This window comes from Synechococcus sp. WH 8109 (assembly GCF_000161795.2).
Taxonomy (GTDB): domain Bacteria; phylum Cyanobacteriota; class Cyanobacteriia; order PCC-6307; family Cyanobiaceae; genus Parasynechococcus.
Genome location: NZ_CP006882.1, coordinates 321,803 through 341,690 on the forward strand (window position 1 = coordinate 321,803; position 19,888 = coordinate 341,690).

Genomic DNA, 19,888 nt, shown 5'->3' on the forward strand with positions numbered 1-19,888 from the left:
CCAAAAGCTTCGCAGCTACTGTAAGTAGGTCCGTTCTGACGGCCTGCTTTAGGCCCCAACGGCGACATAAAAGTTCAATCCGCATGCAGAACGTTCTCCTCCCCGGTGCTGTCGTGCTGCTCACGGTGGTGCTCTGGTTGCGTAGGAAGCCGGTGAAGCCGATGCTTTCCAGCACGGATGCCAGCCGTGTCGCAGAGATCAATCGTGCCCAGCTGGAACTGGTGATTCAGCCTGCCGCTGATGGGGAATCCGTCGATGCTTCCCTGGAGTCCTGGACGGCGCCGACCAGTCCCCTGGAGCGTCTTGCCCTGGAGCGCCGCCTCAAGGCCGATATGGAGGCTGGCCCCGAGGAGCGTTTGCGCGCCGTATGTTTGGCCGCCCGATGGGGGCACCGTTCGGCTCTGCCCCTGCTGCGTCAAGCGCTGCGGGACAGCGATACGCGTGTGGTGGAAGCAGCTGCTGCTGCGATCGCACCGTTCCGCGGCGCGCCGGCCGCTGCTCAGACTCGTCAGCCGGCCCGGCCGCCGCGCAACGTTTCGCGGATGCGATAAATCGGTCGGTCCTGGCTTTCGTGGTACGTGCGGATCAGCAGTTCGCCTAGAAGCCCGAAGCAGAAAAGTTGAATGCCTGCTAGGCCAAGCACCACCGCCAGGGTGAGCAGTGGGCGATTTGCAATGTCGCCTCCCATCACCTTGATCAATAAGAGATAGGTGCTGGTGATCAGGCTGGCGGCGATGGCCAGCAGTCCACCGAAGCCGAACACGTACATCGGCCGGGTCAGAAAACGCTTCATGAACCAGACGGTGAGCAGATCCATCAGCACACGGAAGGTACGATCGATCCCGTACTTGCTGCTGCCGAACTGACGCGCCCGGTGGTTCACCTTTACTTCGGTGATCCGTGCACCCTCTATGAAGGCCAGGGCGGGAAGAAAGCGATGCAGCTCTCCATAGAGCCGCATGTCTGAGAGCACCTCGCGTCGATAGGCCTTCAGGGAGCAGCCGTAGTCATGCAGCCGCACCCCAGTCACCCGGCCGATCAAGCGGTTGGCGATCCGGGAAGGAAGTTTGCGCTGGAGAGCGGCGTCCTGGCGCTGATGGCGCCAGCCACTGACGAGGTCATACCCCTCTCGCAGTTTGGCCAGCAGCATGGGGATGTCGGCCGGATCGTTCTGAAGATCTCCATCGAGGCTGACGATCACCTCTGCGCCAGCCACATCAAACCCAGCCGCCATGGCTGCGGTTTGGCCATAGTTCTTCCGCAGCAGCACAGCCACCACCTCGGGAACTTCTGCGCTGAGCTGGGCCAGCACTTTCGCGGTGCGGTCGCTGGATCCGTCGTCGACCAGGACCAGCTCAAACGTCTCATCGGTTGGACGCAGTGCTGAGAGGAGCTGCTCAACCAGGTGGGGCAGGCTTTCCTCTTCGTTGTACAGCGGCACCACCACCGAGAGATTCAGGGGTGCACTCATGCCGATCGCGCTGCGAGTCGCTCAACTTAAGCAGGGGGCCGGTTAATCCGGCTGACTGCGTCAGGAGAGATGCGATCCGTCATGGCAACGCACCACACGGCCTGCGCCGCGGAATTCAGCCCTGTAGTGGCACGCCACCGGGTGCTGATCGCTGCTGTGAAGGCTGTCGATGCCGATCCCATTGCGCCCATGGTCCTTGCCTGAGCTATGGCGGTAGCGGCCATCGCCGAGATGGAGCCCCACATGGGTGCAACGCCGGCGTGTGCCAAAGAACAGCAGATCTCCCGGGCGCAGCAGGCTGGGATCGTCGGGGAGAGCGGCCACAGGTTGGCAGAATCGCTCCTGCTGGTAGGCATCTCGCGGAATCCAAATGCCCTGGCTAGCGAAGGCCATCTGCATCAGACCGGAACAATCCATGTCCGGTTCTGTGGTGCCTCCCCAGAGGTAGACATTGCGACGTTTGTGGGCAGTTTCGCTCCAGGCGAGAACGCCGGGCAGTCGTCGTTCAATCTCCGAGGAGCTCAGCGGCGACGGTCGCCAGGCTGCGCATCGCTCAGCTCGCCCCAGAACCGCCTCGAGTTCGAGCCAGCAGCGGTAGCCATCCTCCAGCAGCTGAACAGCGATCCTCTTGCGCCGCCTCTCCAGAATGCGAAAGCGGCGTCCATGACAGGCCTGGGTGGTCAGATTCGCGCCGGCAGATCGCGAATAACCATTCACGTCAGCGCACAGCTGCCAACAGGAGCCCATCTGAATCAGGTCCGGGGCCAGCAGGGTGCCTAACGTCGCCATGGCCCAATCGAATCGCTATGGCGTTCTACCGTCCCGATCCCGCAATGGCGGCTCGGCTTGAGGCGGCCCTCGATGGGCTCGATGCCGACGGTCGCCCGGGGCTGCGCAACAGCCTTGCGATCACCTGGGTGCAGTACGACGACGCTGCACCGGAGGCGGGTCAGGGCCGCGGTGCTTCTTGGAACCAAGACCGGATCCTCTATCCGGCCAGCGTGGTGAAGCTGTTTTATGCCGTCGCCGTTGAGCAGTGGCTGCAACGGGACCTGATCCCTGAGAGCGACGAATTGCGGCGCGCGATGTGCGACATGATCGCCGACTCCAGCAACGATGCCACGGGGCTTGTGGTTGATCTGCTCACAGGCACCACCAGCGGCCCTGCCCTCCATGGCGAACGCTGGGAGCTTTGGACGCGGCAGCGTCGCTTGATCAATGGCTGGTTGCAGAGCCTGGCCTGGCCAGAACTGGAGGCGGTGAATTGCTGCCAGAAGACCTGGGGTGATGGTCCCTATGGCCGGGAGAAAATGTTCTATGGAGCCGACAACGGCAACCGCAATGGCTTGTCTACGGTTGCGACAGCCCGGATGCTGGAGGCGGTGATGACCGGTGCGGTGGTGTCGCCACCGGCCTGTCGTCGGCTGCAGGGTCTGTTGCGGCGCTCGCTCGATCAAAAGCAGCGTCGCGCTGATCCTGAAAACCAGGTAGATGGCTTTCTCGGCGAGGGCCTGCCTGAGGATGCTCTGCTGTGGAGTAAGGCCGGCTGGATGAGTCAGGCCCGTCATGACGCCGCCTGGTTCCAGGGGTCCGAACAACAGTCGCCCAGCCTGCTGGTGGTGTTCACCACGGGGCCTGATCGCGCCAGGGACGCATACCTTTTGCCGGAGCTGGCACGACAACTCAACCTGTTCACCAGCTCCGAGGAGCCGGCGGATTGAGTCAATGAACTTGGAACGGAGAGGGAGGGATTCGAACCCTCGACAGAAGTTGCCTCCTGTAACTCCTTAGCAGGGAGCCGCTTTCAACCACTCAGCCACCTCTCCAGCGGCGCACCCAGAGTACCAAGTGCTCGGCAGTTGTTCAGACTTCAACGCGGGGCAGACGTCGTTTGAAACCACAGAGGATCTCCCAGGGAATCGAGCCGCAGTGGTTGCTCCAGCTTTGAGGGCTTACTTCCAGATCACCGTCCTGGCCCAGCAGCGTGACGATGTCGCCTTGCTCCAGCTCAGCTGCATCGGTGGCATCCAGCAGGAGCTGGTCCATGGTGATGGCTCCCACCTGAGGCAGCTGGCGATTGCGATGCAGGGCGTGAATGCGTCCGCTGAGGGACCGCAGAACACCATCGGCATAGCCGATCCCCACCACCGCAAGTCGAGTGGGGCGCTCTGTGATGAAGCGGTGGCCGTAACTGACTCCAGTGCCGGCGGGCACCTCGCGGATCAGGCTGACCCGGGCACGAACCGCCAGGGCGGGTTGTAGGGGAATGACGTTGCTCAGATGACTGGCGGGGGCATGGCCGTACAGGGCCAACCCAACGCGCACGAGGTCGTGGTGCAGCTCCCGGTTGAGCAGGGTTCCTGCCGAGTTGGCCAGATGGCGGGTGATGCCGGCACCCGCTTGGGGCAGGGCCGCGAGCATGCTCACGAAGCGCTCCTGCTGGAGGCTGGTCAAGGCATCGTTCGGCTCATCGGCACAGGCCAGATGGCTGTAGATGCCCTCCAGATTGAGATGTTCCAGGCTCTCCAGCTCCGCCGCGGTCTGATGTCCCTCGCTGAGGGAGCAGCCCAGCCGTGCCATGCCGGTGTCGATCTTCAATTGCACGTCGAAACATCGACCGCTGTCGGCAGCCAGAGCGTTGCAGAGCTGGGCCTCCCTGAGGCTGCTCAGGGTGGGCATCAACCCCCAGTGCAGGCAGGTGCGCAGGTCGTCCGGTTTATTGAGGTTGCTGAGCAACAGCACTGGTGCCTCCAGGCCGGCCCGCCGCAGTTCAAGACCTTCCTGCAGCGTGGCCACGCCAAGGCTGGTGGCTCCACCCTGAAGGGCAGCCCGTGCCACTGTCTCGGCGCCGTGGCCGTAGCCATCTGCCTTCACCACCGCCATCAGTTGGGTGCGAGGGCCGAGGTGCTGGCAGAGAGCCCTGGCGTTGCCCCGAATCGCTGCAGGTGAAACTTCCACCCAGGCGCGCTGACGTGGATTCAGCTCCGGAATCACAGGCGGTGCTCGGCGCTACCGAGACAGCTTCACATCGCCGATAGCATGATCATTATTGAGTGAGCTGGCATGGGCCAGGTTCTCGTTCTCAATGCGTCCTACGAGCCGCTCAATATCACGACCTGGAGACGGGCTGTGGTGATGATGCTGAAGGGTAAGGCCGAGAGTCTGGAACACGACCCCTATCGGCAATTGCGTCAAGGAACCCACCTGCCAACGGTCATCCGCCTGCGGCAGTACGTCCGCGTTCCATTTCGTCAGCTGCCCCTGACGCGTCGCAACCTCTTCCAGCGGGACAACCACACCTGCCAGTACTGCGGCAGTCGTGACAATCAATTGTCCATCGACCATGTGATGCCCCGCAGTCGGGGAGGTAGCGACACCTGGGAGAACGTGACCACGGCTTGCCTCAGCTGCAATGTGCGCAAGGGCAATCGAACTCCGAAGGAAGCCGCCATGCCTCTGCGCCATGTCCCGCGGCGACCGGCCAGCAGCCTCAGTTTTGAGGCCCGGCGCCAGATCCATTCCGGTCATCACCAGGAATGGGCGAAGTACGTAATAGGTGCTTGACCGTCAGGCCTCGGCCTCATCGCTCAGAGCTTCGAGTTTCTGACGTTGCTCTTCGGCGATGCAGGCACCGATCAGGTCCTCCAATTGGCCCTCCAGAACAGGTTCCAGGGTGAAGTTTCGGCCCAGCCGGTGATCGGTGGTTCGGTTGTCTTTGTAGTTGTAGGTGCGGATTTTTTCGGAGCGGTCACCACTGCCCACCTGGGCGCGTCGGTCGCTGCTTTCGCGTTCTGCAGCAGCCGCCTGCTCCCGCTCCAACAATTTGGCGCGCAGGATCTCCAGGGCCCTTTCCCGGTTCTGCAGCTGGGAGCGTTCCTGGGTGCAGAACACGCGGATGCCTGTGGGTTTGTGGAGAAGGTCCACGGCTGTTTCCACCTTGTTGACGTTCTGACCTCCAGCACCGCCTGAACGCGCCGTGCTGATGTCGAGATCCTTCGGGTCGAGCTGTACTTCCACGGCATCGGCTTCCGGCATCACGGCCACCGTGGCTGTTGAGGTGTGGACCCGACCCTGGGATTCCGTGGCCGGGACCCGTTGCACCCGATGTACTCCCGCTTCAAATTTCAGTTGGCTGTAGACGCTTTCGCCACGCACCGACAGGATCAGTTCGCGAAATCCGCCCAGGTCGGCCTCGGTGCAGCTCATGGATTGCACAGCCCAGCCCACTTTCTGGCTGTAACGCTCATACATCCGTGCCAGATCACCGGCCCAGAGACAGGCCTCGTCGCCGCCTGCACCGGCACGAATTTCCAGCATCACACTGCGCTCATCTCGGGGATCCCGCGGCAGCAGAGCCAGGGTGAGCCGCTCCGTCAGCGTTGCGTGCTGTTCCTGGAGGCTGGCCAACTCATCCTGCGCCAGTTCCTCCATCGCAGCGTCACCGCGACTGTCTTTCAGCAGCTGACGTGCGGAATCACGCTCGGATTCGAGCCTCTGAAGTTCCTCGAAATCGAGCACGAGCGGCTCAAGTCTTGATCGCTCTCGTGCGATCGATTCAAGCCGCTTCGGATCAGCGGCCACATCCGGATCAGCCAGCTGCCGCTCGAGGTTGCGGAAGCTGGCTGTGGCTGTTTCCAGCCGTATGAACAAGGTCGAGGCGTCCATGCCCCGTTCTCACCCTCAGGCCTTGGACTCGGCCTTGGCGGAGTCGGCACCTTTTTTCTTGGTGCCCATGCCGTACTTCTTCATGAAGCGGTCCACTCGACCCTCGGTGTCGAGGATCTTCTGGGTGCCGGTGAAGAAGGGGTGGTTGCCACTCCAGACGTCGACGTGGATCTCCGGCTGGGTGGCGCCGGTGGTCATGACCACTTCGCCGTTGCAGATCACCTTGGCGTCGGGATACCAGGTGGGATGAATGTCGGGCTTTGGCATCGGAAAAAATCAGCGCTTGGAGAACTGAGGAGCCTTACGGGCTTTCTTGAGGCCGTACTTGCGGCGTTCCTTGGCACGGGGGTCGCGGCTGAGGTGACCTTCCGTCTTCAGGGGCTTGCGGTTGTCGGCAGACAATTCACACAGGGCGCGGGCAGCACCTTGCTTGATGGCGCCGGACTGACCGGTGAGTCCACCACCGTGAACGTTGACGAGGATGTCGTACTCACTGCTGAGGCCGAGGGTCTCCAGGGGAGCCTTCACCGCTGCGATGTACGAGGGGTTGTAGTTCAGATAGTTGTCACCTGGACGACCGTTGATGGTGATCGTTCCATTGCCGGGGACTAGGCGAACACGGGCGACAGAGGTCTTGCGACGACCGGTGCCCCAGTAGACGACGGAATTGTTGCTCATTGGGCGGATGCGGATGGGTTGAGCTGAAGAGGCTGGGGCTTCTGAGCGGCGTGGGGATGCTCGGTGCCTTTGTAGACCTTGAGCTTGCGGAACATCTGGCGGCCGAGGGCGTTGTGGGGAAGCATGCCTTTGATGGCCTTCTCCACGATCCGCTCGGGGATCCTTTCCTGCAGAGCCTCGAAGGTTTCCACCTTCATGCCTCCAGGACGACCGGAGTGACGGCGGTACAGCTTCTGTTGGGGCTTACGGCCGGAGACTTTGATCTTCTCGGCGTTCACGATGACGACAAAGTCACCGGTGTCCAGATGGGGGGTGAAGCTGGGGTTGTTCTTGCCACGCAGCACAGCGGCCACTTCAGTGGCCAGACGGCCGAGGGTTTGATTCTCAGCATCCACCACGTACCACTGGCGGTCGATCGAATCAATCGGGGGGAGAGAGGTCTTGTTCATCGCGCCGGCATGCCGGTTCGTGTATGTCCCGCCTGAGGCAGCGGAACTGGGCAAAGGGGGTCGGTCCAGAGCTGGACCTGACGGGGCTAAAGATCGAGCTTACTCTTCGGCCCTCCAGCTCCTGTGAGTTGGGCAGCTTTCGAAGTAGAGGCCCGTTTATCCCGGCGTTGAGGGTGGATCCGGAGGTGGATCGCTCTCGGCCAGAAAAAACCACGGTTGGCCATCGTACCAGCCGGCTTTGGTGAAGATAGGCTCGGTGTAGCCAGCCCGAAGTAGGCAGAGGCCCGTGGCCGGCGCCGCCTCCTTTACTTCGTGGCGTCGTCGTTCCCTCCAGCGCTGTTCAAAGGCGGCAACACTTAGACGGTGTTCGCCAACGGCCACCAACTGGGCCATCAGCAGTCGAACCATGCCGTACAGAAAACCACTGGCCTGAATCTCAACCCGCAGAAGATCGCCTTGGCGCTCCACGAGCACCTCCTGCACGGTGGTTCGGGCATGGGCGCGACGGCTGCCTGCCTTCATGAAGGCGCTGAAGTCGTGCAGACCAAGCATGGTGCTCAAAGCGTCCCGCATGCGGGACGCATCCAGCCTGTGTTGGTAGCGGTGCCAGCTCCAGGGGCTGAGAAACAAATTGGGGCGCCGGCCGTTGTGAATCGTGTACCGGTACCGCCTATAGGTGGCGGAGTAACAGGCATGCCAATCCATGGGACGGGCGACGGATTCGCGCACACGAATGGTGCTCGGCAGGCGTCCGTTCAAGGCCGGGGCCCATTTGCGAGCTGGGATCGGCCCACTGCAGTCGAAGTGCACCACCTGACCGGCGGCATGAACGCCGGCATCGGTGCGACCGGCGGCAAAGGTCTGCACCGGTCGGTGCGGATCGAGCTGGGCGATGGCGTCCTCCAGCACTGCCTGAACACTGCGACCGTTGCGTTGGCGCTGCCACCCACAAAACGAAGAACCCTCGTACTGAAGGCTGAGCGCGATCCGCTGAAGGGACGCTGTCTCAGGACCTGCAGACGAGGGTTCGGTGTTCAAACGTCAGGACTGACGTGAGGTCTGATCAGACCAGTTCGATGATGGCCATCTCGGCGTTGTCGCCACGACGGGGAACGGTGCGGGTGATGCGGGTGTAGCCACCCTTACGATCGCTGTAGCGGTTGGGGGCCTTGTCGAACAAGGCATGCACCAGCTGCTTGTCGTAGATGTAACCCATTGCCCGGCGACGGGAGGCGAGGCTGCCGTCCTTGGCCAGGGTGATCATGCGCTCGGCTTCGTCGCGAAGCGCCTTGGCCCGTGCCTTGGTGGTGGTGACCCGACCTTCGCGAATCAGCTGGGTGGTCAGGGCGCGCAGCATTGCCTTGCGCTGGTCAGCTGGACGTCCCAGCTGAGGAACTCGGCATTGATGACGCATGGTTCTGTCGGTGACGAAGACGAAAAAGGACGTTCAGGCCGTTCTGCAGTTATGCAGAAGTGCGGCTCTGGGGGATGGAGATGCCGATGCGCTCTAGGGCTTCGATCACTTCATCAGCGGATTTGGAACCGAAGTTCTTGATCTCCAGAAGATCCTCGTAGCTGAAGCCCATCAGGTCAGACACGGAGTTGACCTGGGCCCGCTTGAGGCAGTTGTATGCGCGAACCGAAAGGTTCAGTTCCTCAAGAGGAATCTGTGCTTCAGCCGAGGGCTCGGGTTCAGCAGGAACTTCCTCCACGAGAGTGACCGTGGCCAGAGGCTGGAATAGCTCAATCAATTGATTAGCTGATTGAGCCAGGGCGTCGTCGGGGGTAATGGATCCGTCGGTGACGATCTCCATCCGCAGGCGCTCCCGGGCCGAACCGCCTTCGGCAACGGCGGTTTCGTCGATGGTGAAGTTGACCCGGGTCACGGGCATAAACACCGCATCGATCTGGAGCAGATCGATTGCACTGGTTTCTTCGTTGTGACGATCCACCGGGCGGTAGCCGACGCCGCGCTCAACGTGAACCTCCAGCTCGAGGCTGTGGCCGTCGGCCACGGTGGCGATCGAACGATCGGCGTCCACCACCTGCACCTGAGAGGAGAACTGCAGATCTCCAGCCTTTACTTCAGCGGGACCAGCAACCACGAGACGACCAATCTGGAGTTCGGCCGAACGGCTGTTGACGGAGATCTCCTTGCAGTTCAGCAGGATGTCCAGAACGTCTTCACGGACCCCAGGAACCGTGGCGTATTCGTGATTGACACCGGCAATTCGGATGGCGGTGACGGCACTGCCTTCCAGCCCACCCATCAGCACGCGGCGCAGCGCGTTGCCCAGGGTCGTGGCCTGGCCACGCTCGAGGGGGCCAATCAGGAAAACGCCGGACTGGGCGCGATCCTCGGCCACCTGATGCTCAATGCGATCAATCTGGTACTGCAACACAGTCTGAATCGGGGTAAGGGGAGAAACCGGACGTAAATCAGCTCGGTTCAGACGCGGCGGCGCTTGGGCCGGCGGCAACCGTTATGGGGCAGGGGGGTGACGTCGCGAATCAGAGTGATTTCGAGGCCAGCGACCTGGAGAGCACGGATGGCGGTCTCACGGCCTGAGCCAGGACCCCTCACCAACACTTCGATCTGACGCATGCCTTGGTCAAGGGCGCGACGTGCTGCTGCTTCTGCAGCGGTTTGAGCCGCGAAGGGTGTGCCTTTGCGAGCACCTTTGAAGCCACTGGCACCTGCAGACGACCATGAAATCACCTCACCGGCCGTATCGGTGATAGACACGATGGTGTTGTTGAAGGTGCTCTGGATGTGAGCGACGCCGTTCGGGACGTTGCGCTTGGCCTTCTTGGGGCCGGATTTTTTGACGGTTTTAGCCATGGCCGTATGCAGTCAGGGATAAGGATGTTGAGGACTTACTTCTTCTTGCCGGCCACAGTTTTCCGTGCGCCGCGGCGGGTGCGGGCGTTGGTGCGGGTGCGTTGGCCGCGAACTGGGAGGCTCATGCGGTGGCGACGGCCACGAACGCAGCCGATGTCTTGTAGGCGCTTGAGGGCCATGCCCTCCTGACGGCGCAGATCGCCTTCGAGGGTGTATTCCTCCATGGCGTTACGGAGCTTCTGAAGATCTCCGTCCTCCAGATCTTTCACCCGGATGTCGGGGTTCACGCCGGTTTTGGCCAGGATGGCCTGTGAGCGGGTGAGACCAACTCCGTAGATGTAGGTGAGGGACACTTCGATCCGCTTGTCGCGGGGAATGTCAACGCCGGCGATCCGTGCCACGTTCGTTTAGTTGAAAAGGACAGATGCCTCCGAAGTCCTGGAGGCGAGGAATGTTCTGGAACAGCGGGGAATCAGCCCTGGCGCTGTTTGTGCTTGGGGTTGGCGCAAATGACCATGACCTTGCCGTGGCGACGGATCACCCGGCACTTGTCACACATTTTTTTCACTGAGCTGCGCACCTTCATGAGGCGTGGCTCTCCAAATTTCCAAACGGCAACACTACCATGCCGGTCAACAAAGAACTGACTCGATCCGCTTGGTGATCTCCTCGACTGAGCCCTGGGCGGGGACGGAAACAAGGAGTCCCTTATCGCTGTAGAAGCGAATCAGGGGTGCGGTTTTCTCGCGGTAAACCTCCAGGCGATTGCGGATCACCGCTTCGTTGTCGTCAGCGCGACCGCGGGCCAGCAGGCGTTCAATCAAAACGGCGTCATCCAGCTCCAGCAGAACCACGGCTTGGATGGGTTGCTGCAATTCGGCCAGCAGAGGTTCTAGGGCTTCAGCCTGGGGCACCGTGCGGGGGAACCCATCCAGCAGCCAGCCATCTGTGGTGAGTGCCTTCATCTGGCTTTCCACAATCGCCAGCACGAGGGCGTCGCTCACCAGTTCGCCGCGGTTCATCACCGCTTCAGCTTCTTTGCCCAGATCGCTGCCGGCTGCCACTTCAGAGCGCAGCAGATCGCCTGTGGACAGATGCTTCATGCTGTTGGCATCGCACAGCCGAGCGGCCTGGGTGCCTTTGCCGGCTCCGGGAGGGCCCAGAAAGAGCAAGCGATTTTTCATGGTTGCGTAAGCGTGAGGTGACGTGAACGGAAGGAGCGCTGCCCAGCAGCGCTCACTGGCGAACGAGGCCTTCGTAGCGTTGTGAGATCACATAGGTCTGCACCTGCTTGGCCGTGTCGATGGCCACACCGACAAGGATCAGCAGTGACGTGGCGCCAAGTCCCTGGAAGGTCTGCACATTCGTGGCGCGTTCGACGGCCGCGGGAATGATGGCGACGGCGCCGAGGAACAGGCCACCCAGCAAGGTGAGGCGGTTCTGGACTCCTGAGAGGTAGGTGGCCGTGGCGCTGCCGGGGCGAACGCCTGGAATCGCCACACCACCCCGTTTCAGGTTCGTGGCGATGTCAGCGGGATTCACCGTGAGAGAGGCGTAGAAATAGGAGAAGCCCAGGATCAACGCAAAAAACGTGAGTGCGTACGGCCAGGGGTTCGCTGCCCCAGGATTCAGGGCACTGGCCGCACGGATCAACCACTCACTTTTGGTGAGGTTGGCGATGGTGACCGGCAGAAAAATCAGAGCTGAGGCGAAGATGATCGGCATCACACCGCCGGCATTCAGCTTGAGCGGCAGATAGCTCTGACGCGTGGGAAGAACACCTGCTCCACCCACTTGGCGCTTGGCACTGACGATGGGGATACGGCGAGCCCCCTCCTGCACGAAGATGATTCCAACGATCGTGGCCAGGAACACCAGCACCAGAACAATGATGCCCAGGACGGTGTCCCGGTCACCGGTTTGAGCGGCTTCGATCGTGGCGCCGAGGGTGCGCGGCAGGGTGGCGACGATGTTCAGAAAAATCACCAGGGAAGCCCCCTGGCCGATGCCCCGCTCCGTGATCACTTCACTCAGCCACATCACCACCATCGAGCCGGTGACCAGGGCCAGTGCCGTCTGCACCACAAAGGCCACTTCGCTCAGCCCCTCCACGGCGTATTGGCGCAGGATCATCGCGAAGACCACGCTCTGGACCAGCCCCCATCCCAGCGCCACATAACGGGTGATCTGGGCGATCTTGCGTCGGCCGGCCTCGCCTTCATTTTTCTGGAGGTCTTCCAGCTGCGGCAGCGCCGCGGTCAACAGCTGGAGGATGATCGAGGCATTGATGAAGGGCAGGATCCCCAGGGCAAAGATGCCCAGGGTGGAGATCCCGCCGCCGGTGAAGATGTCGAGAAAACCGATCAGCTGTCCGCCTTGATCGATGAATTGCTTGAACGCTTCCCGATCGATTCCGGGCATTGGGATGTAGATCCCAAGACGCACCAACAACAGCAGGCCGAGTGTGGTGAGCACGCGACTGCGGAGCCCAGGGTTGGTGATCAGCTGGCCGATCACTTCGGAGGCGTTGGGGTTGCGACCCCGACTGACGAGCATGTCCGGAAGAAAGTGAAGTTGGGCGAAAAGCCAAGAAGCCGCCCGTGGATCGAAATCCAGCGGACGGCTCAGACCCTAGGGCTGACTTGGGGACGAGCCCTTGATTAGTCGAGGATTTCGCAGGTGCCTCCTGCGGCTTCGATCTTGGCGCGGGCGGAGGCGGTGAACGCCGCGGCTTGCACTGTCAGCTTTTTGGCTTTCAGTTCACCGTTACCGAGCATCTTCAGAGGATGCTTGGGGCTGGTCACGATGCCGTCCTTGACCAGGGAATCCAAGTTGACGGTGCTGCCGTCCTTCAGGTCGTTCAACGCCGAAACGTTGAGCACGGTGAAGAACTTGGGATTCACCAGGGGGAAGTGCTTCAGCTTCGGCACCCGGCGGTACAGAGGCATTTGGCCACCCTCAAAGCCGGGGCGCGTGGGGCGACCCGAGCGGGATTTCTGGCCGCGCATACCGAAGCCGCAGCTGGCACCCTGACCGGCAGCGATGCCGCGGCCCTTGCGCAATTTGCGGCGACGAGCGCCCTTGTTGGATTTGAGGGAATCGAGTCGGAGAGTCATCGCGAATCAGGAATAGATCTGTTCGAGGGAGATTCCCCGTTCCTTCGCCGTCTCCTTGTGGGTGCGGAGAAGCGACAGGGCCACCATGGCAGCCCGTGCATTGTTCAGGGGGGTCTTGCTGCCCAGGCGCTTGGCCAGGACGTTCTTGATGCCGGCGAGTTCGAGCACTGTGCGGATGGAACCGCCAGCGATCACACCGGTACCAGGGGCTGCAGGGCGGATGAGCACGCTGGCAGCACCATCACGACCATTGGAGAGGGTCGGGATGGAGTTGTGGCGGGTCAACGGCACTTTGACGAGGTGCTTCTTGCCATCGGCAACACCCTTGCGGACGGCACCGATCACATCACCGGCCTTGCCGACGCCAACGCCGACCTGGCCTTTCTCGTTGCCGACAACCACGATGGCCCGGAAGCTCATCTTCTTACCGCCTTTGACGGTCTTGGAGACGCGGCGGATTTGAACCACGCGCTCCTGCCATTCGGAGTCGCGCTCCTGGCCGCGACGGCCACCACGCCGGTCGCCACGACGACCGTCACGGTCGCCACGGCCGCGGCGCTGTTCCTGTTGCTGCTGCCCTTCGGCTGCAGCTGGAACGTCGGCCGCACCCGGCACGGAGTTGGGATTGGATTGGGGGGAGGAATCTGTCATGGGTTGAGCAGGAATCAGAACTGAAGGCCCGCTTCCCGGGCGGCATCGGCGAGGGCTTTAATCCGGCCGTGGTACAGATTTCCGCCGCGGTCGAACACCACCTGTTGGATGCCTTTGGCGATGGCGCGCTTGGCGACCAGTTCGCCAACGGCGACAGAGGCGTCGCAGCTGCCAGCCGGAGCCTTGAGGCCGGTGCGCAGCTCCTTGTCAACGGTGGAGGCTGAGCAGAGTGTGCTCTGGGCCGCGTCGTCGATGACCTGGGCGTAGATGTGGTTGTTGGAGCGGAACACGGCCAGCCGCGGACGGTCTGAAGTTCCGGTGATGTGACGACGCAGACGCCGGTGGCGTTTCTGCGTCTGCTGTTTGCGGGAAATTTGGGACATAGTGGGTGAAGGGAAGGAACGTCAGGACAAGGCTTATTTCTTGCCGGACTTGCCTGCCTTGCGCAGGATGCGCTCGCCCTCGTACTTGATGCCCTTGCCCTTGTAGGGCTCGGGGGGACGGATGGCGCGGACCTTGGCGGCTTCGTTGCCCACCAGCTCCTTGTCGATGCCGGAAACGATCACCCTGGTGTTGTTCTCCACCTTGAAGGTGATGCCCTCGGGGGCTTCCATCTCGACGGGGTGGCTGTAGCCAGCACTCACCACGAGAGTTTTGCCTTTGACCTGGGCACGTGAGCCCACACCAACGATCTCCAGGGCCTTGCTGTAGCCGTTGCTGACACCCTCGATCATGTTGGCGACGAGGGTGCGGCTCAGGCCGTGGCGCTCACGGGAGATGCGCTTGGTGCTCGTGGGAGAAACCACGATGGTGTTGTTGTCCTGGCTGACGCTGACGCCTTCAGGAAGGGTGCGCTCCAGTTCGCCTTTGGGTCCTTTCACCTTGACAGTGAGACCGTCGAGGGAAACCGTGACCTTTTCAGGGACGGGAACAGGGTTTTTGCCGATTCGTGACATGGTTCAGCTCCGGATCAGTAGACGTAACAGAGCACTTCGCCACCGACGCCCTCACGACGGGCGTCGCGGTCGCTCATCACACCCTTGGAGGTGGAGATGATGGCCACGCCTAGTCCGCCGAGGACTTTGGGCAGGCCGCGAGTGTTCTTGTAGATGCGGAGACCGGGCTTGCTGACCCGCTGCATGGAGCGGATGGTGGGCAGCCTGTGCTTGCCGCTGTACTTGAGGGCGAGCACCAGTTCGGTGCGAACGCCTTCACCCTGCTCGCTGATCTCGGAGATGAAGCCCTCCTGCTGCAGCACCTTGGCGATGCTGCGGGTCATCCGCGAAGCGGGGATCTTGGTGGTTTCGTGACGTTTCTCACTCGCATTGCGAATGCGGGTGAGCATGTCGGAAATGGGGTCGTGGTTGGCCATAGGTGTCGACGGGGAGGGCTCAGTTGCTCTGGAACGGCATTCCCATCTCGCGGAGGAGGGCCCGGCCCTCTTCGTCCGAACGGGCAGTGGTCACGATGGTGATGTCCATGCCCCGGATCGCATCGATCTTGTCGAAGGAGATCTCAGGGAAAATGATCTGTTCGCGCACCCCAAGGGTGTAGTTGCCGCGGCCATCGAAACTCTTGGGGCTGACCCCGCGGAAGTCGCGGATGCGGGGCAGCGCCAGGTTGATCAGGCGCTCGAGGAAGGCATACATCCGATCACCACGGAGGGTGACGGCACAGCCGATCGGCATGCCCTGCCGAATCTTGAAGCCGGCGATGGCTTTTTTGGCACGGGTCACAACGACCTTCTGGCCGGTGATCTGCGCCAGCTCATTCACCGAAGCCTCGAGGGACTTGGCATTGGCGGCGGCTTCGCCGAGACCCCGGTTGACGGTGACTTTCACCACCTTGGGGACTTCATGGATGTTGGTGAGGGAGAGATCCTTCTGCAGCTTGGGCTGGATGGTCTCCCGGTAGCGCTTCTTGAGTGACATAAGGGGTTGGGGTGCTTCTGGGCGTGGTCAGAAGTCGGGATCAGTCGAGGACTTCACCGGTTTTCTTGAGCCGGCGCTTCTTGGTGCCGTCCTTCTCGACGACGATTTCAACGCGGCTGGCCACCTTTTTGTCGGTGGAATACAACATCACGTTGGAGGCATGCAGGGACGCTTCCTCCGTCACGATGCGGCCGGTCTCGCCCTCCTGGGTGGGCTTTTCGTGGCGGGTGCGCATGTTCACGCCCTCCACGACGACACGGTTCTCATTGGGCAGGGTGCGCAGAACGGCACCGGTCTTGCCCTTGTCCTTGCCGGCGATCACCTGAACGGTGTCGCCTTTGCGGATGCGCATCTTGATGCGCTCGGTGGCCTTGGCCTTGGTGGTTGCAGTCGCCATGGTCAGATCACCTCCGGAGCGAGGGACACGATTTTGGTGAAGCTGCGCTCACGCAGCTCACGGGCCACCGGTCCGAAGACGCGGGTGCCTTTAGGGTTTTTGTCGTCGTTGATGATGACGGCGGCGTTGTCGTCGAACCGGATTGAGTTTCCGGTTTCACGACGCATGGTGGCTTTAGTGCGCACCACAACGGCCTTCACCACGTCGGACTTTTTGACGCCCATGTTGGGGGCGGCATCCTTGACGGCGGCAACGATCACGTCGCCAACGTGGGCGTAGCGACGGTTGGTGCCGAGGACGCGAATGCACTGGATGCGCTTGGCGCCGCTGTTGTCGGCAACGGTGAGATAGGACTCCTGCTGGATCACTGCTTCACCTCCTGAGCTTCAGCCTTGTTGGCTTCTTCAGCTGCAGCCTTGGGGCTGTGGCTGAGAACCTCGGCGATGGCCCACCGCTTCTGGCGGCTCATCGGACGGGTTTCAGTGATGCGAACGCGGTCACCGACGCGACAGGTGTTGTCTTCGTCGTGAGCCTTGTAACGGGTGGTACGGCTGACCGTCTTTTGATAGATGGGGTGTGGGAAGCGGCTTTCCACCGCGACCACCACCGTTTTTTCCATCTTGTCGCTGACGACGGTGCCGATCCTTTCCTTGACTGCCATGGTTACGGAGTGGGGGATCAGGAGGCGGTGGAGCGCTGGCGCTCCGACTGCACCGTCAGCAGCTGGGCCAGCTTGATGCGGACCTCTTTGAAACGGTGCGTGTTGGCGAGCTGGCGCGTGGCCTGCTCGAAACGGAGCTGGAACAGTTCGCGGCGCAGGCCATCGATCTGTTCGTTGATGTCCGAATCGGACAGGCTGCGCACATCGGCGGCGTTGGGACGGGCCATGGTCAGGACTCCACGGTGACGGCTTCAGAAGCTGCCGGAGCCTTGGCGCCAGCTGACTTCTCCTGCTCATCCAGCTGGATGAACTTGGTCTTCACGGGAAGCTTGTATTGCGCGAGGCGCATGGCTTCCTTGGCGATTTCGGGGGTGATTTCATCACCGCCCATCTCGAACAGGATCCGGCCGGGCTTGATCACCGCCACCCAGAATTCTGGGTTGCCCTTACCGGAACCCATCCGGGTTTCGGCAGCGCGCATGGTGACCGGCTTGTCGGGGAAGATCCGGATCCAGATTTTTCCGCCACGCTTGACGTAGCGGGTCATGGCACGACGGCTGGCCTCGATCTGGCGCGAGGTGATCCAGCCACATTCCTGTGCCTGCAGCGCGAACTGTCCGAAGGCAATGGTGTTGCCCCGGGTGGCGACGCCGCGCATGCGGCCTCGCTGCTGCTTACGGAATTTGACGCGTTTTGGACTCAGCATGGTTCAGGCCTCCTGTTCAACCCTCGTTGGAGCGGTCTTCGAACTGTTGGGGCCGACGGCTGGCCCGGCGCCGGGGGGCGGCCCCCACCGGCATGGGCTGAGCCTGTTCGCTCAGCACCTCGCCCTTGAACACCCACACCTTGATGCCGAGCACGCCGTAGGTCGTGCTGGCCACCTTGGTGGCGTAGTCGATGTCGGCACGCAGGGTGTGCAGTGGCACCCGACCCTCACGGGTCCATTCCGTCCGAGCGATCTCAGCACCGTTCAGGCGACCGGACACCTGGATCTTCAGACCCAGAACACCGGCACGCTGAGCGCGCTGCACAGCCATGCGGATGGTGCGGCGGAAGGCCACACGCTTCTCAAGCTGCTGGGCGATGTATTCGGCGAGGAGGAAGGCATCACCGTCGACGCGTTCGACCTCGACAACATTGATCCGCACCTGACGACTGGAGTCGCCGATGGTCTTCTGAATGCCAGAACGAAGGTCTTCGATGCCGCTGCCTTGACGGCCGACCAGCACGCCAGGGCGTGCGGTCTTGAGTTCAACTTCAAGTTGATCGGCCTTACGGGCGATCAGCACATCGCTGATGCCGGCTGAGCCGTACTTCTTGTGGATGAACTTGCGAATCCGGTCATCCTCTTGGAGGAGGGCCGGATAGTTCTTGCTGGAGGCGTACCAGCGTGACCGGTGTTCCTGGGTGATCCCCAGGCGCAGACCGGTTGGGTTGATTTTGTGTCCCATTGGGTCAGAGTCCTCGGGGGTCAGGAATCGGTCTGAGCCGCCACAGCAATGCTGATGTGGCAGGTCTGTTTCTTGATCTGGTAAGCCCGGCCCTGGGCGCGGGGGCGATAGCGCTTCATGGAGGGGCCCATGTCAGCGGTCGCGCTCGAGATCACCAGAGATGAGGGGTCGAGACCGAGGTTGTGCTCAGCGTTGGCCACCGCAGACCGGAGCACCTTGGTGATCGGGCCGGTGGAGCGGTAGGGCATGAACTCGAGCATGATCAGCGCGTCGCGATAGCTGCGGCCACGGATTTGGTCGAGCACACGGCGCACCTTCGACACGGAGCCTCGAATGAAGCGACCGTGAGCCTGGGCAGTGGGTGCCGTTTGGGTTGACGATGTCATGGATTAGCGGCCTCCTTTCTTGTCTCTGATGTGGCCCTTGAAGGTGCGGGTGGGAGCGAACTCTCCCAGCTTGTGGCCCACCATCTGCTCGGTGATGAACACCGGCACATGGGTGCGGCCGTTGTGAACCGCGATCGTGTGGCCGATCATCATCGGCAGGATCGTGGAGGCCCGTGACCAGGTCTTGATCACAGACTTGTCGTCGTTGTCGTTCTGCTTTTCAACCTTGCGAAGCAGGCTGTCGGCAATAAACGGACCTTTTTTGAGTGAACGTCCCATAACGGTTTAAGCAAGCGGATAAGTGATGGTTTGCATCAGGAATCGCGTCCGCCACGGCTCCGCTTGGAGGTCTTGCGACGCTTCCGGAGCACGTATTGGTTGCTGGGTTTGTTCCGCTTGCGGGTCTTGAGACCGAGGGCGGGTTTGCCCCAGGGGGTCACCGGGCCGGAACGGCCGATCGGTGCACGACCCTCACCACCACCGTGGGGGTGATCGCAGGGGTTCATCACACTGCCTCGAACCTGAGGACGGCGTCCGAGCCAGCGGCGACGACCGGCCTTACCCAGGCTGGTGTTGCGCATCTCGGAGTTGCCGACCTCGCCGAGGGTGGCGTAGCACTCGCGGCGAACCAGGCGAACCTCGGTAGAGGGCAGCTTCAGAGCGACGTAGTCGCCTTCTTTCGCCATCACCTGGGCACTGGCACCGGCGGTACGGACCATCTGGCCACCACGACCGGCGTAGAGCTCAACGCAGTGAACCGCCGAACCAAGGGGCACCGAGGACAACGGCATGGCATTGCCGTTCTCGATCGGGGCATCAGGGCCGGAGACCACGGTCTGACCCACCTGAACTCCTGCGGGAGCGAGGATGTAGCGCTTCTCGCCATCGGCGTAGAAGAGCAGTGCCAGACGCGCATTGCGGTGCGGGTCGTAGTGAATGGCGGCCACTTTGGCGGGGACACCGTGCTTGTTGCGACGGAAATCCACCACGCGATAAAGGCGCTTGTGGCCACCACCGCGGTGGCGGCAGGTGATCACACCGCGGTTGTTGCGGCCCTTGCGGCGGTGTTTGGCCACCACCAGGGTCCGCTCCGGTTTGCGGCTGGTGATCTCACTGAAATCAGTGACCACCCGGGTGCGGGTACCGGGGGTGTAGGGGCGGAAATTACGGATTGCCATGACGATTCAGAC

General features: G+C 62.0%; 33 protein-coding genes and 1 tRNA gene. 3 read left to right on the forward strand and 31 right to left on the reverse strand.

What is annotated here, in order from left to right; translation table 11 throughout:
- Positions 1-83 precede the first annotated feature (83 nt).
- Complete coding sequence (locus Syncc8109_RS01560) at positions 84-551, forward strand: HEAT repeat domain-containing protein (protein ID WP_006850329.1); 468 nt, start codon at positions 84-86, stop codon at positions 549-551.
- Here Syncc8109_RS01560 and Syncc8109_RS01565 read toward each other — a convergent pair.
- A complete protein-coding gene (locus Syncc8109_RS01565) occupies positions 509-1,471 on the reverse strand; it encodes a glycosyltransferase family 2 protein (RefSeq protein ID WP_006849831.1) in 963 nt (320 codons plus the stop codon). The two genes, Syncc8109_RS01560 and Syncc8109_RS01565, sit on opposite strands and share 43 nt — an antisense overlap.
- Positions 1,472-1,531: 60 nt before the next feature.
- Positions 1,532-2,260, reverse strand: a complete 729-nt coding sequence (locus Syncc8109_RS01570; RefSeq protein ID WP_006850970.1) for a C40 family peptidase — start codon at positions 2,258-2,260, stop codon at positions 1,532-1,534.
- Between the two features lie 17 nt (positions 2,261-2,277).
- Here Syncc8109_RS01570 and Syncc8109_RS01575 point away from each other — a divergent pair, with 17 nt between their 5' ends.
- On the forward strand, positions 2,278-3,192 hold the full coding sequence (locus Syncc8109_RS01575) for a serine hydrolase (RefSeq protein WP_025362059.1): 915 nt from the start codon (positions 2,278-2,280) through the stop codon (positions 3,190-3,192).
- 16 nt (positions 3,193-3,208) lie between these two features.
- On the opposite strand, the gene Syncc8109_RS01580 is transcribed toward Syncc8109_RS01575, so the two are convergent.
- Positions 3,209-3,297, reverse strand: a tRNA-Ser gene (locus Syncc8109_RS01580).
- A gap of 37 nt (positions 3,298-3,334) precedes the next feature.
- On the reverse strand, positions 3,335-4,465 hold the full coding sequence (gene alr, locus Syncc8109_RS01585; protein ID WP_006851862.1) for an alanine racemase: 1,131 nt from the start codon (positions 4,463-4,465) through the stop codon (positions 3,335-3,337).
- Positions 4,466-4,534: 69 nt separating this feature from the next.
- On the opposite strand from alr, the gene Syncc8109_RS01590 reads away from it, so the two are divergent.
- A complete protein-coding gene (locus Syncc8109_RS01590) occupies positions 4,535-5,035 on the forward strand; it encodes an HNH endonuclease (protein WP_006850085.1) in 501 nt (166 codons plus the stop codon).
- A 3-nt stretch (positions 5,036-5,038) separates the two neighbouring features.
- Here Syncc8109_RS01590 and prfA read toward each other — a convergent pair whose 3' ends face one another.
- The 27 genes from prfA to rplB all read right to left on the reverse strand — a co-directional run bounded on the left by prfA (position 5,039) and on the right by rplB (position 19,876).
- Positions 5,039-6,136 (reverse strand): peptide chain release factor 1, encoded by a 1,098-nt coding sequence (prfA, locus tag Syncc8109_RS01595; protein ID WP_006850792.1) that lies wholly within the window; start codon positions 6,134-6,136, stop codon positions 5,039-5,041.
- 15 nt (positions 6,137-6,151) lie between these two features.
- On the reverse strand, positions 6,152-6,403 hold the full coding sequence (gene rpmE / locus Syncc8109_RS01600; RefSeq protein ID WP_006851595.1) for a 50S ribosomal protein L31: 252 nt from the start codon (positions 6,401-6,403) through the stop codon (positions 6,152-6,154).
- Positions 6,404-6,412: 9 nt separating this feature from the next.
- Positions 6,413-6,814 carry a 30S ribosomal protein S9 gene (gene rpsI / locus Syncc8109_RS01605; RefSeq protein ID WP_006849745.1) on the reverse strand — a complete coding sequence of 134 codons (402 nt, stop codon included), beginning with the start codon at positions 6,812-6,814 and terminating at the stop codon, positions 6,413-6,415.
- Positions 6,811-7,263, reverse strand: a complete 453-nt coding sequence (gene rplM / locus Syncc8109_RS01610; RefSeq protein ID WP_006850497.1) for a 50S ribosomal protein L13 — start codon at positions 7,261-7,263, stop codon at positions 6,811-6,813. The genes rpsI and rplM overlap by 4 nt, the downstream gene beginning before the upstream one ends.
- Before the next feature lie 156 nt (positions 7,264-7,419).
- Complete coding sequence (truA, locus tag Syncc8109_RS01615) at positions 7,420-8,301, reverse strand: tRNA pseudouridine(38-40) synthase TruA (RefSeq protein ID WP_006851233.1); 882 nt, start codon at positions 8,299-8,301, stop codon at positions 7,420-7,422.
- A 25-nt stretch (positions 8,302-8,326) separates the two neighbouring features.
- The gene (gene rplQ / locus Syncc8109_RS01620; protein WP_006851925.1) at positions 8,327-8,677 is read right to left on the reverse strand and encodes a 50S ribosomal protein L17; all 351 of its coding nucleotides are present in this window, start codon (positions 8,675-8,677) and stop codon (positions 8,327-8,329) included.
- Between the two features lie 49 nt (positions 8,678-8,726).
- Positions 8,727-9,665: a DNA-directed RNA polymerase subunit alpha gene (locus Syncc8109_RS01625; RefSeq protein ID WP_006850066.1), complete on the reverse strand. Its 939-nt coding sequence runs from the start codon at positions 9,663-9,665 to the stop codon at positions 8,727-8,729.
- 47 nt (positions 9,666-9,712) lie between these two features.
- Positions 9,713-10,105 carry a 30S ribosomal protein S11 gene (gene rpsK / locus Syncc8109_RS01630; protein ID WP_006850182.1) on the reverse strand — a complete coding sequence of 131 codons (393 nt, stop codon included), beginning with the start codon at positions 10,103-10,105 and terminating at the stop codon, positions 9,713-9,715.
- 35 nt (positions 10,106-10,140) lie between these two features.
- Positions 10,141-10,506 carry a 30S ribosomal protein S13 gene (gene rpsM, locus Syncc8109_RS01635; RefSeq protein WP_006850466.1) on the reverse strand — a complete coding sequence of 122 codons (366 nt, stop codon included), beginning with the start codon at positions 10,504-10,506 and terminating at the stop codon, positions 10,141-10,143.
- Positions 10,507-10,577: 71 nt separating this feature from the next.
- Positions 10,578-10,691, reverse strand: a complete 114-nt coding sequence (rpmJ, locus tag Syncc8109_RS11455; protein WP_006850859.1) for a 50S ribosomal protein L36 — start codon at positions 10,689-10,691, stop codon at positions 10,578-10,580.
- A gap of 46 nt (positions 10,692-10,737) precedes the next feature.
- Positions 10,738-11,289, reverse strand: coding sequence for an adenylate kinase (locus Syncc8109_RS01640; RefSeq protein ID WP_006849802.1), 552 nt, complete (start codon positions 11,287-11,289; stop codon positions 10,738-10,740).
- A gap of 52 nt (positions 11,290-11,341) precedes the next feature.
- Positions 11,342-12,661 (reverse strand): preprotein translocase subunit SecY, encoded by a 1,320-nt coding sequence (gene secY, locus Syncc8109_RS01645; RefSeq protein ID WP_006850514.1) that lies wholly within the window; start codon positions 12,659-12,661, stop codon positions 11,342-11,344.
- A 104-nt stretch (positions 12,662-12,765) separates the two neighbouring features.
- On the reverse strand, positions 12,766-13,221 hold the full coding sequence (gene rplO, locus Syncc8109_RS01650; RefSeq protein WP_006850777.1) for a 50S ribosomal protein L15: 456 nt from the start codon (positions 13,219-13,221) through the stop codon (positions 12,766-12,768).
- 6 nt (positions 13,222-13,227) lie between these two features.
- On the reverse strand, positions 13,228-13,872 hold the full coding sequence (rpsE, locus tag Syncc8109_RS01655; RefSeq protein ID WP_006851213.1) for a 30S ribosomal protein S5: 645 nt from the start codon (positions 13,870-13,872) through the stop codon (positions 13,228-13,230).
- A gap of 14 nt (positions 13,873-13,886) precedes the next feature.
- Positions 13,887-14,255 carry a 50S ribosomal protein L18 gene (rplR, locus tag Syncc8109_RS01660; protein ID WP_006849625.1) on the reverse strand — a complete coding sequence of 123 codons (369 nt, stop codon included), beginning with the start codon at positions 14,253-14,255 and terminating at the stop codon, positions 13,887-13,889.
- Positions 14,256-14,288: 33 nt separating this feature from the next.
- Positions 14,289-14,828, reverse strand: coding sequence for a 50S ribosomal protein L6 (rplF, locus tag Syncc8109_RS01665; protein WP_006851622.1), 540 nt, complete (start codon positions 14,826-14,828; stop codon positions 14,289-14,291).
- 14 nt (positions 14,829-14,842) lie between these two features.
- The gene (gene rpsH / locus Syncc8109_RS01670; RefSeq protein ID WP_006850769.1) at positions 14,843-15,244 is read right to left on the reverse strand and encodes a 30S ribosomal protein S8; all 402 of its coding nucleotides are present in this window, start codon (positions 15,242-15,244) and stop codon (positions 14,843-14,845) included.
- Between the two features lie 19 nt (positions 15,245-15,263).
- Positions 15,264-15,803, reverse strand: coding sequence for a 50S ribosomal protein L5 (gene rplE, locus Syncc8109_RS01675; RefSeq protein ID WP_006851706.1), 540 nt, complete (start codon positions 15,801-15,803; stop codon positions 15,264-15,266).
- A gap of 40 nt (positions 15,804-15,843) precedes the next feature.
- Positions 15,844-16,200, reverse strand: a complete 357-nt coding sequence (rplX, locus tag Syncc8109_RS01680) for a 50S ribosomal protein L24 (protein ID WP_006852039.1) — start codon at positions 16,198-16,200, stop codon at positions 15,844-15,846.
- Between the two features lie 2 nt (positions 16,201-16,202).
- Positions 16,203-16,568, reverse strand: coding sequence for a 50S ribosomal protein L14 (gene rplN, locus Syncc8109_RS01685; protein ID WP_006851211.1), 366 nt, complete (start codon positions 16,566-16,568; stop codon positions 16,203-16,205).
- Complete coding sequence (gene rpsQ, locus Syncc8109_RS01690; protein WP_006850241.1) at positions 16,565-16,861, reverse strand: 30S ribosomal protein S17; 297 nt, start codon at positions 16,859-16,861, stop codon at positions 16,565-16,567. Before rpsQ ends, rplN begins: the two co-directional genes overlap by 4 nt.
- A gap of 17 nt (positions 16,862-16,878) precedes the next feature.
- Complete coding sequence (gene rpmC, locus Syncc8109_RS01695) at positions 16,879-17,088, reverse strand: 50S ribosomal protein L29 (RefSeq protein WP_006850073.1); 210 nt, start codon at positions 17,086-17,088, stop codon at positions 16,879-16,881.
- Between the two features lie 2 nt (positions 17,089-17,090).
- Positions 17,091-17,567, reverse strand: a complete 477-nt coding sequence (gene rplP / locus Syncc8109_RS01700) for a 50S ribosomal protein L16 (protein WP_006851743.1) — start codon at positions 17,565-17,567, stop codon at positions 17,091-17,093.
- A gap of 16 nt (positions 17,568-17,583) precedes the next feature.
- Positions 17,584-18,312, reverse strand: a complete 729-nt coding sequence (rpsC, locus tag Syncc8109_RS01705; protein WP_006850876.1) for a 30S ribosomal protein S3 — start codon at positions 18,310-18,312, stop codon at positions 17,584-17,586.
- Positions 18,313-18,332: 20 nt separating this feature from the next.
- The gene (gene rplV / locus Syncc8109_RS01710; protein WP_006850331.1) at positions 18,333-18,698 is read right to left on the reverse strand and encodes a 50S ribosomal protein L22; all 366 of its coding nucleotides are present in this window, start codon (positions 18,696-18,698) and stop codon (positions 18,333-18,335) included.
- Positions 18,699-18,701: 3 nt separating this feature from the next.
- Positions 18,702-18,977 (reverse strand): 30S ribosomal protein S19, encoded by a 276-nt coding sequence (rpsS, locus tag Syncc8109_RS01715; RefSeq protein ID WP_006849645.1) that lies wholly within the window; start codon positions 18,975-18,977, stop codon positions 18,702-18,704.
- Positions 18,978-19,012: 35 nt separating this feature from the next.
- Positions 19,013-19,876 (reverse strand): 50S ribosomal protein L2, encoded by an 864-nt coding sequence (gene rplB / locus Syncc8109_RS01720; RefSeq protein WP_006851794.1) that lies wholly within the window; start codon positions 19,874-19,876, stop codon positions 19,013-19,015.
- Positions 19,877-19,888 lie beyond the last annotated feature (12 nt).